The organism is Exiguobacterium sp. s168 (assembly GCF_018619035.1).
Classification (GTDB): Bacteria; Bacillota; Bacilli; order Exiguobacteriales; family Exiguobacteriaceae; genus Exiguobacterium_A; species Exiguobacterium_A acetylicum.
This window is the reverse complement of the sequence record NZ_JACSNE010000022.1, coordinates 22,034-37,623: the sequence shown is the minus strand read 5'-3', so window position 1 is coordinate 37,623 and position 15,590 is coordinate 22,034. Positions and strand designations below refer to the sequence as shown.

Annotated in this window: 16 protein-coding genes; 3 read left to right on the top strand and 13 right to left on the bottom strand. The window is 33.6% G+C overall.

Annotation, left to right across the window (positions count from 1 at the left end; genetic code table 11):
- Positions 1-28: 28 nt before the first annotated feature.
- Positions 29-472, top strand: a complete 444-nt coding sequence (locus tag KNQ15_RS12310) for a hypothetical protein (RefSeq protein ID WP_214729689.1) — start codon at positions 29-31, stop codon at positions 470-472.
- A gap of 350 nt (positions 473-822) precedes the next feature.
- On the opposite strand, the gene KNQ15_RS12305 is transcribed toward KNQ15_RS12310, so the two are convergent.
- Positions 823-1,395 carry a zinc ribbon domain-containing protein gene (locus tag KNQ15_RS12305; RefSeq protein ID WP_214729688.1) on the bottom strand — a complete coding sequence of 191 codons (573 nt, stop codon included), beginning with the start codon at positions 1,393-1,395 and terminating at the stop codon, positions 823-825.
- Positions 1,396-1,433: 38 nt separating this feature from the next.
- Entirely contained in the window at positions 1,434-3,071 is a 1,638-nt protein-coding gene (locus tag KNQ15_RS12300) for a hypothetical protein (RefSeq protein ID WP_214729687.1), read from the bottom strand.
- Positions 3,072-3,316: 245 nt separating this feature from the next.
- Here KNQ15_RS12300 and KNQ15_RS12295 point away from each other — a divergent pair, with 245 nt between their 5' ends.
- Together KNQ15_RS12295 and KNQ15_RS12290 are read left to right on the top strand one after the other, a co-directional pair.
- Positions 3,317-4,240, top strand: coding sequence for a hypothetical protein (locus tag KNQ15_RS12295; RefSeq protein WP_214729686.1), 924 nt, complete (start codon positions 3,317-3,319; stop codon positions 4,238-4,240).
- Positions 4,241-4,493: 253 nt separating this feature from the next.
- Positions 4,494-5,066, top strand: coding sequence for a hypothetical protein (locus KNQ15_RS12290; RefSeq protein ID WP_050678194.1), 573 nt, complete (start codon positions 4,494-4,496; stop codon positions 5,064-5,066).
- A gap of 192 nt (positions 5,067-5,258) precedes the next feature.
- On the opposite strand, the gene galE is transcribed toward KNQ15_RS12290, so the two are convergent.
- The 11 genes from galE to KNQ15_RS12235 form a co-directional block, all read right to left on the bottom strand.
- On the bottom strand, positions 5,259-6,269 hold the full coding sequence (gene galE / locus KNQ15_RS12285; RefSeq protein ID WP_050678195.1) for a UDP-glucose 4-epimerase GalE: 1,011 nt from the start codon (positions 6,267-6,269) through the stop codon (positions 5,259-5,261).
- A 14-nt stretch (positions 6,270-6,283) separates the two neighbouring features.
- Complete coding sequence (locus tag KNQ15_RS12280) at positions 6,284-7,456, bottom strand: nucleotide sugar dehydrogenase (protein ID WP_050678196.1); 1,173 nt, start codon at positions 7,454-7,456, stop codon at positions 6,284-6,286.
- A gap of 4 nt (positions 7,457-7,460) precedes the next feature.
- Positions 7,461-8,084, bottom strand: coding sequence for a CatB-related O-acetyltransferase (locus KNQ15_RS16945; RefSeq protein WP_280526900.1), 624 nt, complete (start codon positions 8,082-8,084; stop codon positions 7,461-7,463).
- Positions 8,085-8,087: 3 nt separating this feature from the next.
- The gene (locus KNQ15_RS12270; protein WP_214729685.1) at positions 8,088-9,311 is read right to left on the bottom strand and encodes a hypothetical protein; all 1,224 of its coding nucleotides are present in this window, start codon (positions 9,309-9,311) and stop codon (positions 8,088-8,090) included.
- A complete protein-coding gene (locus KNQ15_RS12265; protein WP_214729684.1) occupies positions 9,304-10,521 on the bottom strand; it encodes a lipopolysaccharide biosynthesis protein in 1,218 nt (405 codons plus the stop codon). Before KNQ15_RS12265 ends, KNQ15_RS12270 begins: the two co-directional genes overlap by 8 nt.
- Positions 10,508-11,479: a glycosyltransferase gene (locus KNQ15_RS12260; RefSeq protein WP_050678199.1), complete on the bottom strand. Its 972-nt coding sequence runs from the start codon at positions 11,477-11,479 to the stop codon at positions 10,508-10,510. Before KNQ15_RS12260 ends, KNQ15_RS12265 begins: the two co-directional genes overlap by 14 nt.
- Before the next feature lies 1 nt (position 11,480).
- Positions 11,481-12,272 carry a glycosyltransferase family A protein gene (locus tag KNQ15_RS12255; RefSeq protein WP_050678200.1) on the bottom strand — a complete coding sequence of 264 codons (792 nt, stop codon included), beginning with the start codon at positions 12,270-12,272 and terminating at the stop codon, positions 11,481-11,483.
- 4 nt (positions 12,273-12,276) lie between these two features.
- Positions 12,277-13,035, bottom strand: coding sequence for a glycosyltransferase family 2 protein (locus KNQ15_RS12250; RefSeq protein ID WP_050678201.1), 759 nt, complete (start codon positions 13,033-13,035; stop codon positions 12,277-12,279).
- Between the two features lie 2 nt (positions 13,036-13,037).
- Complete coding sequence (locus KNQ15_RS12245) at positions 13,038-13,748, bottom strand: sugar transferase (RefSeq protein ID WP_050678202.1); 711 nt, start codon at positions 13,746-13,748, stop codon at positions 13,038-13,040.
- A gap of 11 nt (positions 13,749-13,759) precedes the next feature.
- On the bottom strand, positions 13,760-14,632 hold the full coding sequence (gene galU, locus KNQ15_RS12240; RefSeq protein WP_214729703.1) for a UTP--glucose-1-phosphate uridylyltransferase GalU: 873 nt from the start codon (positions 14,630-14,632) through the stop codon (positions 13,760-13,762).
- Positions 14,633-14,823: 191 nt separating this feature from the next.
- Positions 14,824-15,588, bottom strand: coding sequence for a tyrosine-protein phosphatase (locus KNQ15_RS12235; RefSeq protein WP_214729683.1), 765 nt, complete (start codon positions 15,586-15,588; stop codon positions 14,824-14,826).
- Positions 15,589-15,590: the final 2 nt, after the last annotated feature.

Below are 15,590 nucleotides of genomic sequence, written 5' to 3'. Positions count from 1 at the left end.
CATTCACAACAAACAAAGGAGCTTACATATGAATACGGATAACGACTACCTTGGTAACCCATCGGATATTCTCGTCACGACGTATGTGACGGAAGAAGATTTGCGCGACGTCATCGCAATCGAATTCAGAGACTTCTGGCACCCGAAACTACGCATCACCCCACATGAGCTCGTAATTACCGGTTCGACCGTCTCAACAGCACATCGATTCGCCCATCATAAACCGTTCACCCTTACGATTGCCCCGTTTCGCATCCGTCATAACATCATCTCGTTTCACATCTATGACATCAGCCCAGCGTCCCAAGAACAGACAATTTTGAATCTGCTAAAAGCAAACCCGAACGTGTCTTACAGCTATCACATGATTCATGTCCATCTCCAACCATGTGATTTTGGAAATCAGTTTTTCCATACGCTACAGTATACGAAATTACTGGATCATAAAATCCTCGTCGGTCTCCATCTGTAACTACTCGATTTTCAAAAATTCTATGTGATACAACCTAAAAAAACAACGATTATTTCCAAGGCTATTATTTCAGTCGACCATTGCAGGAAGACGCTTTGTTTAGATATTTAACTATGTTGCGATTGATTGGAAGTGCTTAAAATTTCGGTATGAATTCTAGATTGAAAGATTTTTGATAATCATAAACCAATCATCTTACATGTATACATATGTAAGATGAAATGGAGAAATATAGATCCTGTCTTTTAATGAAGCCTAATCAATACGCAGCACTTTATCTTTCAATGAACATTATTAAAAGACATCACAACAAGCCTGCTGCGGCTCGCTTTGATGTCTTTAAAATCACCTCATCTTTTCTTCAACGAAATCATGACTGGAATGGTTAAGAAAAGAGCGCCTAATGCTACGTATATAACGGTCACGGCTTGCATTGCCTCGACGACGATGCTTCCGGAAATGCCATACGCCAGCTGTAGTTTGTCCAGTTCTTGATACATATTGAAAAAGACGAGTGCAAAAAATAACGTAATACAGAAAGGAATCAACCAGACTTTTTTACGATTAGTTTTAATCGATGTCGAGAGAAATACAAACTGAATCGCTGCAATTAGAAGAAGCGGAACGAATACCGACATCACATTCTCTTCACTCTGGAAGAAGAATCCTCGATTGTGCTGCTCCTTAAAGTATGCAGAATAGATCCAAAGGCTGATCAAGTAAATGACCAGACTCCCCCACATCATCAGTCTGATCAACGGACCATCTGATGTTCTGGTCACGATGTTTTGCTCCTCATAAAAATTACCCGGCTTTTCTTCGTTCGATTTTTTGAGTTCTTCATATTGAACCTTATTTCCGCACTTCGGACAATACTCATACTGTTTTTGAATACTTGTTTGGCAACTCGAACATGTCGTCATCTTCCAGTCCTCCTCATCCTTATTAAAGATACGATTCATTATTCAGGAGCTGACTCAAACAGATGCAAATATCGGACATATCCTTTTTCATCGTAGACTACTTCTAAAGCATTCTTCTTTTTGACTGTATAGAGACTGATTTTTTTGATTTGATGTTGATCGAGCGTACTGTTCCCTCGCATCACTTTCGAAGACAACGCTGAGTCGAATCGGTAAGATGTCTTCGGTTTTCCGAAGACATCCATTATTTGCTTTTCATTAATATCGTTCCGTTTTTCGGTACTCATTGGTAAAAGTATTTCGTCCACAGTTTTCTTGTTGCGATATGTTCCATACAAGGCATTCCCTTTAAAAATACCACTCGTATAGACTTTTCCTTGGTAGTAGAACTTTCCATTCGTTCCTTTTACTTTAGAGTAAGAATCATACAACTTATGCGAAGCCTTCACGAACGTTCCTGTTTGATTCAGCGTATTCTTCTGAGACGTTAACCATTTCACGTTCGTTGTGTTTGATGCTTTTTTGACGGTTAACGAAAGTGTGGCCGTGTACCCCTCATACGTTCCTTTGATCGTTACCTTACCAGGCGATTTTCCGATTAACTTCCCATTTGAGAAGTAAGCGACTTGTGAATTATCAGAGCGCCATGCGACTTGATTCGTCAATTTTGTTTTCGTACCGTCTCTCGCTATCGCGACAAACGTCGGCGTCATATCATTTCGAACGATCAATGAATTGAAGTCTGTACTAATCTTTGCACTCACGGTTCGCTTTTTTAAGTTTTTCGTATCGTAGACACGAACTGGGTCACCCATCGTTATGATCCTAGACGAGTTTTCGTTAAAGGCAATCCGTGACTCGTCTAGATTTGTATAAATCTGCTTCGCTGTTTGCATATCATATAAGATTCCTTTAGAGGTACCGAGGAACACACCACTCTCGTCTAAATCAATATCATCGTAGGTTTTTAATGTCGAGAGGACCGACTTATTGTATGGACTCTTAGACTGATAGATACGAGAACTATACGTATTAAAAACGAGCGTATTCGATCGTGTCAGATCGTATGAGATGATATTTTCTGTTGGTAACACTTCCGTTATCAAATCTAAGTTATGGTTCATGACACGAATCGACGAGTTATCACCAATCATGATGTAATCATTCGACACTTTTAACGCACCATATGTATCAATCCCTCGAGCAACCAATACCTTTTCACTATTCAGGTCATATAAGAAAATATGGTCGTCTGATGCGATGACGAGTTTCGAGGAGTTCGGCAAAAAGTTCACTTGAATCCCACTGTTAAATCGATACGTCTCTCCATTGTATTCAAGACTATCAATCGTACGAATTTCGTCTCCGAACGCATCATAAATCGTAAAGTACGTGTGCCAAAATTCTTTGGCGATGAATTTCGACTCGTCCTTACTAACATCTAGCAATGTGTCCCCCGTAGGATTTTTCCGTAATAATATACCTGTTTTTAAATCAAATAGCTTGGTTCCTTCATAATCAGAGTGATACATCGTATTGCCTCGAATAATGATGTTATTTCCAGTCACATCGTCTTCATTAATCTGAGCAACGGTTGGTAGACTCACACTTGCTGATGCTGACACTCCAGGATACAACAGTGAAATCATTAAAGCTCCTGCTATCGTTTTTTTCATTTTTTCATCCCCTTATTCTTAAACAGCTATCCTACATATTATAGAAAAACCAAAAGAAATGAAGAATAAATTTGAAATATAAGGAAATAAAAATTTTAAAAAACGCATTTTAGCTGCTATACCAAAAATAATCTACTAATAAATTGAAATAAAACCTTTAATTGTATAACCTATAAGTAAGGCAAACAGATCACAATGCATCATGGTACGCTGTTTGAAATCGTACGTAAACAAGGATTAATCACATGAAACACTCGAATAGAGTTCCAACGTTCAAAGAGATTTTAATGGAGAAACGTGGAGAATTGATAGGTACTTCTCTCGTCGTCATCATCATTCTGATTCAAGTCACTACGCAACTTGTGAACTTTTTACAAAAGGGTCCGATGCACGGTCTATATACATATACCTACTCGATGAACGCTCAAGGAATCATTTTGTTAATTATCCCTTCGATCGGCATTAGCCTACTGATCATCAAAGGTCTGTATATGTTGACAGCCAAATTCCCTCAACTGACGTCTACAAGACAACCCAAAATCGCTCCTCATTCTCCCATTAATCATCATACTTCACTACCAACCTTCACAGGAACGAGTGTCTTAGATGAAATGAAACATATTAAATCAGTCATGGAGACGTTTAAAGGATCGAATAACTATATTTTGCAACAAGCCAATCACAAGGTATTTAAGTCAAAAATTTTTAATGTCGTTATCGGTATTCTGTTCTATGTCGTCTGCTCGATACTGCTATCTACACCTCCCTTTTCTTATCTATTTACGATGTTTGATTCCTCTCTCATCCAGTGGATCACGATTATTGCGCCCCTTTTCGTGACGCTAAAAGGAAAAGACTTCTTGAATCAATTCTTAACCAAAAAACGGATGGCGAGAAATGGAGCAGCCCTTAAGCAGCGCAGTCAACTTAGAAACGAGGCAGCTAAATACTTAAGAGAACAACAGCTTGTACTTGAACACTATCTACATCTCGATGCTGTCGACAAAATAATTGATTATATGAATGACAAGCGTGCCATCAATACACGAGAAGCCATCAATCTGTATGAAAGTGATGAACATATCAAACAACAGCAAAACATTCTTCGTGAAATGAAGATCGTAGAACAAATGTCTCGTGTGCGGACAGTCATCATAAAAAAAGAATGATATACTTCCATCCATTTAATACGTCTCGTCTGACAAAACCGACCTATCTTAATTCAAAAATCATTTGAGAGCGAGTGATCATATGTTATGAGAAAGCAGAATCTTCGAATCGGAACGACTCGAATACCAACAACTGTTTAACTATGCAGGATACTATCCACTGGGAACATTTTCACCTGCCAACAACCAAGAGTTGCACCAGACGTTAGTTCAAATGGTTCCTACTTCATAGACCCATTTAATATATGATACGTTGCGCGAGAATTTTGGCTATGTTCCTTTTGAAGAAAGTTATCGAAAAGACCATACGATCTATACGGCATCCGGATTCAGTGCCCAAGAAGTCGTCCAACGTTTTTATGGTGCTACTTCACAAATCACGAACATGACTGCCGAATTCTTAGATACGACTGGAATCCACCTTCCGCATCATACGATTAAATTAGTCGAATTAACGAATGATGATCGCCTTTTTTACTATGTTTTAACAGGAGGAAAGGGACCAATCGGGGCAAAAACGGATGAATTGCACAACGCTAAGAAATTCTTACGACAAGCAGACAATATTTTGCCGTTTCGAATCGAACATGAAGGTCTGACTGTCGACACGATGTCGATTGTCGAATTGGCACTCGCCATGGCGAACGATGTGTTCGATCGAAACTGGACAGTAGCAGATTCCCTTCATGCTCATGAACTGTTTGCTATTGAATCCGATCAAATGATTGACTTGCAGGAAAGTAGAAAATGGCAATCTCTGAATGAGTTTGATGACTGGACAAAAGCTAAGCGTATGGGCATCGTATTACGTATTCAGACTCGATAAACTATAAGCTTTTAGATTTAATTGAAGCTTTATACAAAAAGAGTGCAATTTGGTGAACGGTTCATTCCACCAAATTGCACTCTTTTGATTGTTCCTTAGTCTCTACTATACAAAGCTCGCGTATCAAACTTTTCTTCATGTCAATCAGTTTACTAAGACTATAATTGATTACTTTTTAGACACTTGATTTTTTTATTTACTATATCCGTTCGGATTATTTCTTTGCCAGTTCCAAGAATCTCTACACATGTCGTGTAGTGTCTTTTCAGCCGACCAATTTAATTCATTTTTAGCTTTTGTTGGATCTGCGAAACATGTCGCAATGTCTCCAGAACGCCTATCTACTATTTCGAAAGGAATAGAGGTAGACGCCGCTTTTTCAAAAGCCTTAATCATTTCTAAAACACTATAACCATTACCAGTTCCTAAATTGTATATATTATGCCCTGACTGATTTAATACTTGTTGAACTGCTTTAACGTGACCTACTGCAAGATCTTCGACATGTATATAATCTCTTACCCCTGTACCGTCTTTTGTTGGATAATCATCACCGAAAACTTGTAATTTAGGTAATTTCCCAACTGCAACTTGAGAAATATACGGCATTAAATTATTAGGTTTATCTGATGGATCTTCACCAATTAATCCTGAAGAATGCGCACCAATCGGATTGAAATAACGTAATACTGTAATATTCCATTCAGAATCCGAATTTGCAAGATCTTTTAAAATTTGTTCAATCATCAATTTTGTTGTTCCATATGGATTTGTTGTAGTTAATGGTGAACCTTCATCTATTGGTACTTCTTTTGGATCTCCATAAACTGTAGCTGATGAACTGAACACAATAGTTTTAACATTATATTTTTTCATAACGTCTAATAAATTCAGTGTCCCGGTAACATTATTGATGTAATACTCTAGAGGTTTCTCTACGGATTCCCCTACTGCTTTTAAACCTGCAAAATGAATTACAGCTTCAATATTGTACTTCGAAAATATTTCATTTAAATGAGTAGAATTCAATAAATCTATCTGTTCAACATGAATTTTTTTGTTAGTAATTTTATTAACTCGATTAATTGATTCTTTACTACTATTGGAAAAATTATCAATTCCAATAATATCAAAATTTGATTCTATTAATTTGATAGCAGTATGACTTCCTATATATCCAGACATGCCAGTAAGTAGTATCATACTCTAACCCCCCTTTAGTCTCGACTATATAAATCTCTTGTATATATTTTATCTTCGACATCAGTCAATTCTGGATGCATTCGGTTCGAAAGAATAATGTCTGCCTCTTGTTTGAACGCTTCAACATCACGAATGACACGCGAGTTATAAAATGTATCTTCCGTTAAGACAGGCTCAAATACTATCACTTCGATTCCTTTTGCCTTAATTCGTTTCATAATTCCTTGGATCGATGAGGCACGGAAGTTGTCAGAATCCGTCTTCATCGTCAATCGATAAACGCCCACAACTTTTGGATTTTGCTTGATGATCGTATCCGCAATGTAATCTTTACGTGTCCGGTTCGCTTCGACGATTGCTCCGATGATGTTGTTCGGAACATCTTCGTAGTTTGCAAGTAGTTGCTTCGTATCTTTCGGTAAGCAGTATCCACCGTACCCGAACGAAGGATTATTGTAATGGCTACCAATCCGACTATCAAGACCGACACCTTCAATGATTTGTTTAGAATCAAGACTCCTGACTTCTGCATATGTATCGAGTTCGTTGAAGAAAGCTACACGCATTGCAAGATAAGTGTTAGAGAAGAGCTTGATAGCTTCAGCTTCCGTTGAGTCAGTCAGTAGGACAGGAACGTCTTTTTTTACTGCCCCCTGGAGTAATAAGTCAGCAAACTGTTGCGCGCGTTCTGAACGTTCACCAACGACGATACGCGATGGATAAAGGTTATCATGTAACGCTTGACCTTCACGCAAGAACTCTGGTGAGAAGACGATATTTGGCGTATCGAATTTTTCTTTTAACTCTTGTGTATAACCTACAGGTACCGTCGATTTGATGATCATCGTTGCATCCGGATTGATTGCAAGGACGGTTGCAACAACACTCTCAACTGTACGCGTATTGAAGTAGTTAAGTGTTGGATCATAATCTGTCGGTGTTGCGATGACGACGAATTCTGCTTCTTTGTAGGCTTCGAAGTTATCTGTCGTCGCGTGTAAGTTCAATTCCTTATGTTGAAGAAAGTTTTCGATTTCTGCGTCAACAATTGGGGATTTACGGTTGTTGACCATTTCGACTCGCTCTTTAATGATATCAATCGATGTGACTTCATTGTGTTGTGCGAGTAATACGGCCATTGAAAGACCGACGTATCCAGTTCCTGCTACTGTAATTTTTTTATTCATTTCTTCAAACTCCCTTAATTTCTTCGAACCATTTATCTTTACTCAAAAACATTTTCTGATGTTCCTTCAATAAATGAATCGGCCAATCCCACCATTTCAATTGATTCAAAAATTTAATTTCACTTTCTGAGAAACGATACTTAATTTTTTTTGCTGGGACTCCTGCGACAATAGAGTATGGCTCTACATCTTTAGTAACTACAGATCCAGCAGCTATTATGGCACCATCACCTATAGTTTTACCTTGCAATATTATTACGTTGTTTCCAATCCAACAATCGTTTCCTATTTGAGTATCTTTAGTAAAAGAATCAAATGTCTTAGGTAAGTTAAAAATATTATTTTCTGAATATATAAAGGGTGATGTGGAAATATAATTAATGGGATGTTCTGGTAATCCGATTCCACAATTGTAACCGATGGATGTAAATTTACCTATCCTAGTATTAATTACTAATGAATTTTCATTTATGTAAGAATAATTATCCATTTCAGAATTATTATAAATAACATTTTTATATATAGCAGTTTTATAACCTAGTTTAATCTTACCTCCTAATCTTCTAGACAGTATTTTAGATTTATTAAATTTTACTTTGTAATAAATAAATTTAATTATATTTTTCATAATTTAATCCTTTCCTTTTCTAGAAGATAGCCATCCAATGACTATAGGTAGTAACAATATTATTTGTTGCATTCTATGGCGGACAGCTCCTCCCATATACACCTCAACGACACTATATGATACAAAAGAAACTAAGGAAAATATGACTAAAAATGAAATATACTTTTTTATTTTGTTACTACTTCTATTTTGCGCTTTCAAAGAAAAAATTAATAAGATAAATATTGAAAAATTAAAAAGCGAATCGATTGAAGGTATCAGATATCTATAACTAGCAGGTTCCCAAAAAAACGGTGTTAATAAATAGTAAAAAGAAGTTTGTGGAATGTATTTAATCACTTCAAACCAACTATAATAATTTATATCGGATAAATATGAATTAAATTGAATTACTTGACTATATCTATATGACATAAGATAGCTTGGATTTATAAGATTAATAAATCTAAAGACTTGTGTTTCTGAAAATAAAAATACTATCGCAAAAATAAAAAGTATAATTCCTAACTTAGGAACAATTTTTATTTTCCAAAAAAATACTGTGTATATTATTATACAAATAATTAATATAGGGACGTTTTGAGGCCTGATAAAACCAATCAACAATATAGATACAATAAAAAAAGTAATACTTTTTTTATTAATTTTCATAGTAAAAATTAACAACAACGAATAAATGAATAAAATTATAGCGAATATAATTAAAGGATCTCTTAACAAAAACATTCTGTACATAAATAAACTAGGATAGAAAAACACTAAACCAAAAGATAATAATTCTATTCTTGACTTTCTTCTCAATGATAAATCACTATCATTGAAATAGAGTGCAATATATTCACTAACTTTAACAATCATAATAAAGACTAAAGTAATCAAAAAATTATTTATTAAAATTACATTCAAAGGGTTATTGCCAAAGACCAAATATATTGGAACGACAAAAAATTTAACAAAAAACATTGCTCCTACAGATTGATTAATGTACGTCGATCCACCATAAAATGTATTTTCTATAAATTTAGTAGATAAATAATGGAAAGAATCAGCGTCTGGCAATGGAGAAAATATAGAATAATAGTGATTAAGGATCGCAATTAAGGAGCTTAATCCAAAAAAGTAAAAACTAATTCTTTTAAAAATAAAACTTTTATTAAAAAATAATAAAAATATACATATCACCAAAATAAGTATAAGACTTGCTAATAAATTCAATATTTCAATCATAGATTTTCTCCTTAATTAAATTATTATAAAAATAGTAAATCGAAAAAAATTGAATTAGCGAAGAAATTATAAAAGAAATACCTGATCCATATAAACCAAAATATTTAATAAGTAATATTGATGAAACAGCATATACACAACACCAACAAAACGCTAAAACTGGTTGCAACTTATATTTCTGAGCTGCTGTTAAAACTACACCGATTATTATTGAAAAATAATTGAATACTGAACCAAAGATCAACATTGCTAATAAAAAATAATACTCTGAAATTTTTTCATTGTATAAAACGGCTAATAAATTATCTCCAAAAAAAGTTACAAAAATCAAAATAAAGGTGCTTATCAGTAAAATATATTTAAAAAATTTAAGTGATTCTTTTTTTATTTTTTTAATCTCCTTTAATTTATAGAGTTGAGCAATATGATTGACTTTTACTTGAATTATTGAATTAATAATCATATTACCAATTACTAGTATATAAGAAATAGAAGAAAATATTGCAACTTCGTTTGTCATTTTAAAGTAACCAAAAACATATTTAGGCATATTGATATAAAGAATGTTTAACATAGAGGCTATAGCTAATGGAATAGAGATTTTCACTATCTTTTTCATATCATAAATAGTAAATTCTTTATAAACGAACAATGTTTTAATGTGTATTTTCGATTTTACTATGTCTAAAAATAATGCTATTCCTGAAACAATAGATAGTGAAATTAACGACAATAGCATACTTTTATTAGAATATACACAAAAGACGAAAATCACTATATAAAAAATAGATTTAAAAATTTTACTTATTGTAATATTTTTAATTTCTTCTTTTTTTTGCCAATACCCATAAATCAAGTCGCTTAATAATTCGAAAGATTTCCATAATAATATAGAAAGCATACATAAAAAATTATTCGTTTCTGTGATCAAAAAGGTTGGAGCAATAAGCAAAAAGACTAAAATAATTAATTTAATCCTTAAGTTAAAATATTTTTCGATACTTACATTTTTAATTCCTTCAGTTACATAAATTGTTCTATGTTGCATTTGAATGATGACTGTTACTGGCGCAATTATTGCTAAGTAATATGTGTAAATACCTAATTCAGTTAATGAATAATTTTTAGCAATTAAACTAATGATTATCCATTGTGATGCTGCTACTGATAACTCGCCAATTAAAAAATAAATTGATTTAAGTCTTTTCATTATCTATTCGCCACATTTTCATATAATTTCTGGATGAGTTATCCCAAGATAAATCAGGTAAAATTAAAACTTGTTCTTTTACTTTAGCTTGCATAATCTCATCTAATATATTTAATAGTTCATTCACATTATTGAACTTAAACCTTTCATTTAATATAACTGGTAAACCAATAGAAGCTTTAAGTAAAACCGGTAGGTTTAATTCTACTGCTTCTAAAGCTGACATACAAAATGTCTCATAAAAACTATTCTGTACGTACAAATTACAAAATCCCAAAACTTTTATTACTTCTACTTGAGGAATTTCTCCATGTAAAGTTACTATAGAAGAATCGAACTTAGATATATCTGAAATATCACCAATTATATGTAATTCTACTTCTCCATTAAAAAATTCATTATCTATAATGAATTTCTTTATTGTTTTATACAATTCATAGGTTCCTTTTTCAACTCTATCGCCTCCAAAAGTTACTATGGAAAGTTTATTCGAATTAAAATTTATTATTTTTTCTCCAGAAAAGTTACTACCGCCATTATTTATAAATTTTATTTTTGGAGCAAATTGTGGATAAGTTTCTTTTATTACTTCTTTGTATGAATCTGAAACAGCAATAATAGAATTCGAAATAAAAAAAGAAACAAATTCCTTTATTAACTTAATCTTTGATTGCTTAATATTATTAATGTCTAAAAAACGAACTGCACCATGAGATGTATGACTAACTTTTTTATTAAAAACTTTAAAAATCAAAGCATATATTATTCCTTTTGTAGATAAGCCAGAAAAGTGTAAGTGATCAAACTTTTTTATATCTCTAAACAATCTTTTTAGATTTTTATCTATTTGTATAAACTCAATATTGCGTACACTGTTAAGTTCATTTTTTAATGATAAATCTACAATTGAAGGACCGCTTCCACCTCTAAAATCTCCTATATACAATACATTATTCATTTTAATAATTTCCTTTTTTATATAAATCAGCGCCATTTCTCATCAAGTTAGCTTTTCCCCAAAAATTTTTAACGGTTATATTAAATTGATTATTTTTTCTAATTAAAAATTGTAATGAAATAATAAACCATACTTTAGGGTACAGAGCCTTAAATACAGCACCTTTAGCACTTAAATAGCTGTCGTTATACCCTTCAAACCATGAAGATTCGCTCATATCAACTGTTGCAATTTCTATTGGTAAATATATTATATTAAGTTTCCTATCAAGACAGTCCTTTAAAAATAAATTCTCTTCTCCCATCAAAAACTTAGAGCCAGCCCCAAAATTTTCATTAAATTTTATATGATTTTCTTTGATTTTTTTCGTTTTAAATGTAATCTCTACAGAAGAAACTTTCATTATAGTCCATTTATTTATTTTCTTACTTTTATTTTTATATTTTTTATTTCTTCCTCCTACCCTTTTGACTCTAAAAACTATAACGTCAGCAATTGGGTTTTCTTTATAAGCTTTTTTAATTATTGATTCATAATTATCATTAAAAATCACATCGTCATCTGTAATTATGCTAATGTCTGAGTTGCAATTTGCAATTGCTAAATTTCTACTTTTACTTAAGCCACTTTCATTTACATTAATATACTTAATTCTTTCTGAATGCTGATCAATAATATTTTGAGATTGATTTATTATTATTGCTGAGTTTATATTCATCTGGTCATGAATATAATTTTTTAAGTTCATTGTTGATACTAAAACTTTAATAGACATTGATTTTGATTCACCCATCTTTTTATACTTTCAACCTTTTTTTAAAAGCATTGATAATATAGTGAGAAAAATAAAAAAGTGATTTAAAGAAGTTGATTTTCTCAATATTTCTGTATATATACCACGTTCTTTTAAGAGCTTTTAATTTGTTAGAAGAAATCGATCCACTTCTTTCAGTATAGATTGTTAGTGATTCCTTATTATATCCGTATGCAAAAGGTACTTTTTTTAATATTTTTAACCATGTTGCAGTATCTTGTCCTTTTCTAATTAAAGGCATAGTAGTATCTTCAACATACTTCCTATCAATCATCACAGTAGAGCAACCAATAATTGTATTTTTGAGTAACTCATTGTAATTTATGGATTTAGGTACCTCTATTTCATTTATTTTTTCACCATTCTCTTTTACTCTATAATATCTTGTAAAAGAAAAAGCGTAATGATTACTCTTCATAAAAGAGAGTTGCTGTTCTAATTTTTTATCTACCCATAAATCATCTGAATCTAAAAATGCAATGAATCTACCTTTTGCAAACTCCATTCCCTTGTTCCGAGCAACTGCAGCCCCAGAATTCTCACTCAAATATACTACTTTAATTCGATGATCACTATCTTCAATTTTTTTGAGATAATTAATAGTTTCTATATCTGATTTATCATCCACAATAATCAATTCAAAATTTTCATAGGTTTGATTAATTACAGAGTCTATACTTTTTTCTATGTACGAATAACTATTATATGATGGCATAATTACTGACACTAAATTTTCTATCATAACTATCTTGCACCTTCTCCAGTAATAATTACTTTAATGGTGTAACAAAAAATATGAAATTCCATTTTGCTATTTCTTTTTTTTATATACTTTAAATCTAAATCAAGTTTCTCAAAAGGTGTTAAATCATAACCTCCATGAACTTGTGCAAGTCCCGTGAGACCCGGTTTAACTGCTGTTCTTTTTGAAAATTCATTGTTTAATTGAATAAATTCATCCGCAAATACCTTTCTTTCAGGTCTTGGACCAATCAAAGACATTTCACCTTTTATAACGTTATAAAGTTGAGGTAATTCGTCTATTCGAGTTTTCCTAATAAAAAGTCCAATTTTTGTTACTCTTTCATCATTTACTTTTGCCCACATAGCTCCATTTTTTTCAGCGTCACTATACATAGATCTCAACTTATAAATTGAAAATATTCTATCATTAGTCCCTAGTCTTTCTTGAGAATAAAATACTGGACCTTTGCTTTCTAATTTAATTAATAAACCAAACAAAATAATTAAAGGCAGTGTTATTAAAAGTAAAATAACAGATAAGATTATATCAATTAATCTTTTGGTAATCGTGAACACTAATTTTTGTGCATAAATCTCATGATTTTCAACTTCAACTATATTGTTTATAGTACTAATTTTTAAATCAAATGAACTATTCACAATTTGTTTCTCAGAAATCAACTCATTTTCTTTCTTTTCTAAGGTTTCCATAAAATCTCTCCTTATTTATATTCAATTAGTAGTTCTTCCATCATCTCTGCCACTTCCGATCCTAAGTCTTCGCGATTTAGTGCAAATTCGAGTGTCGTCCGAATGAATCCTAATTTTTCACCAACATCATACCGTTTACCATCAAATTCGTAGGCAAAGACCCGTTGCATTTCATTGAGTCGCGTAATCGCGTCCGTCAATTGAATTTCGCCACCTGAACCAACTTGTTGTGTTTCAAGATATTTAAAGATTTCTGGCGTGAGTAGATAACGTCCTAAAATCGCTAAGTTCGATGGGGCTGTTCCTGGTGCTGGCTTCTCGACGAATGATTTTACCTTATGTAATTGCTCTGAGATGCTCGAGCTTGGATCAACGATGCCGTAACGATGTGTATCTCTTTCTGGAACTGGTTGTACACCAATGATTGAACTATTCGTGATTTCATACTGTTCGATTAGCTGTCGCGTACACGGCACGTCAGCCTGAACGATATCATCGCCAAGCATAACGACGAATGGTTCATTACCAACGAATGCTTTCGCTTGAAGAATCGCATCCCCAAGACCTTTTGGCTTTGATTGACGAATGAAATGAATGTTAATCTTTGTCGTCTCTTCGACTAAATACAGTAATTCTGACTTATTCTTTGAAATCAAGTTTGCTTCAAGCTCTGGTACGGAATCAAAATGATCTTCGATTGCACGTTTCCCTTTTCCGGTGATGATCAAGATGTCTTCAATTCCTGATTCAATCGCCTCTTCAATGATGTATTGAATCGTTGGTTTATCAACGATCGGTAACATTTCCTTCGGCATAGCTTTTGTCGCCGGTAAAAAACGTGTTCCGAGTCCAGCTGCTGGAATAACTGCCTTTTTTACTTTAATCACGTAATCATCTCCCATATATAAATTTGGTTTCCCAAATTATATCTAACGTTCCATTCTTTATGTAAAATACAATAACATAGGACACATGTCACTTTCCATAAAGTTTTCCATATTTTAATAATGTAAGCGTTAACATAGAAAAAAGAGAGTGCGAATTCACTCTCTTTCCCTTACCTTGACAAAAAATGTTACACCCATTGTCCTTTCCAATTCTTCTCGACAGGACTCGGGGGATTGATTGTCACGAGTTGGTTCAAGAGAACGGCTTCATTGTTTTCATAAATCTCATCGATCAACCAATCTTCGAACGTTTTCTCAAGCATCCGTTCGCATTGTTTCCAGTAGAATGGACGTTTCTCGAGGTGATGGGCATCACTCGCAATAAGATGGGCTAGTCCATTTTCGAGTAAAGCAATCGCAAACCGCTGGACATCCTTTCCGTACTTGCCGATCAAACTGGCACACGTCACCTGACTGATTGCACCGTTTGAAATCAATTCAAAAAGTAACGATGGATTTTGAATGATTGCTTTATTCTTTTCCGGATGGGCAACGACCGGGATATAACCATCAGAAATCAATTCTGCAAAGACTTGGCGCGCATACGATGGAATTCCGCTTGACGGAAACTCGATCAAAATATAGCGTGAATCGTTCAGTGTCAGCGCTTGTCCTGCTTCTAACGCTTCCATCAACTCACCGATCAACCGGATCTCATGACCTGGATAGACGGTTAACGGAATATCACGTTGTTTCAACAAGACATTGAACTCATCGACCGTCAACTGGACATCGACATCTTCTGTTTCGAATTGTGGATGATAGAGGTGTGGTGTCGCGATGATCCGCGACACTCCCTCTGCGACAGCTTGTTCGGCTAACTGTAACGCGTGTTCGACACTGGCCGGACCGTCATCGACGAGCGGCAAGATATGACAGTGGATATCAACCATAT

What these genes read in the sequence shown, in the direction of transcription:
- KNQ15_RS12265 (WP_214729684.1), bottom strand. Translation starts at nt 10,521, where the DNA reads ATGAAAAGACTTAAATCAATTTATTTTTTAATTGGCGAGTTATCAGTA.
- KNQ15_RS12250 (WP_050678201.1), bottom strand. Translation starts at nt 13,035, where the DNA reads ATGATAGAAAATTTAGTGTCAGTAATTATGCCATCATATAATAGTTAT.
- KNQ15_RS12310 (WP_214729689.1), top strand. Translation starts at nt 29, where the DNA reads ATGAATACGGATAACGACTACCTTGGTAACCCATCGGATATTCTCGTC.
- KNQ15_RS12245 (WP_050678202.1), bottom strand. Translation starts at nt 13,748, where the DNA reads ATGGAAACCTTAGAAAAGAAAGAAAATGAGTTGATTTCTGAGAAACAA.
- KNQ15_RS12280 (WP_050678196.1), bottom strand. Translation starts at nt 7,456, where the DNA reads ATGAATAAAAAAATTACAGTAGCAGGAACTGGATACGTCGGTCTTTCA.
- KNQ15_RS12255 (WP_050678200.1), bottom strand. Translation starts at nt 12,272, where the DNA reads ATGGGTGAATCAAAATCAATGTCTATTAAAGTTTTAGTATCAACAATG.
- galE (WP_050678195.1), bottom strand. Translation starts at nt 6,269, where the DNA reads ATGATACTACTTACTGGCATGTCTGGATATATAGGAAGTCATACTGCT.
- KNQ15_RS16945 (WP_280526900.1), bottom strand. Translation starts at nt 8,084, where the DNA reads ATGAAAAATATAATTAAATTTATTTATTACAAAGTAAAATTTAATAAA.
- KNQ15_RS12260 (WP_050678199.1), bottom strand. Translation starts at nt 11,479, where the DNA reads ATGAATAATGTATTGTATATAGGAGATTTTAGAGGTGGAAGCGGTCCT.
- KNQ15_RS12295 (WP_214729686.1), top strand. Translation starts at nt 3,317, where the DNA reads ATGAAACACTCGAATAGAGTTCCAACGTTCAAAGAGATTTTAATGGAG.
- KNQ15_RS12305 (WP_214729688.1), bottom strand. Translation starts at nt 1,395, where the DNA reads ATGACGACATGTTCGAGTTGCCAAACAAGTATTCAAAAACAGTATGAG.
- KNQ15_RS12235 (WP_214729683.1), bottom strand. Translation starts at nt 15,588, where the DNA reads ATGGTTGATATCCACTGTCATATCTTGCCGCTCGTCGATGACGGTCCG.
- KNQ15_RS12300 (WP_214729687.1), bottom strand. Translation starts at nt 3,071, where the DNA reads ATGAAAAAAACGATAGCAGGAGCTTTAATGATTTCACTGTTGTATCCT.
- KNQ15_RS12270 (WP_214729685.1), bottom strand. Translation starts at nt 9,311, where the DNA reads ATGATTGAAATATTGAATTTATTAGCAAGTCTTATACTTATTTTGGTG.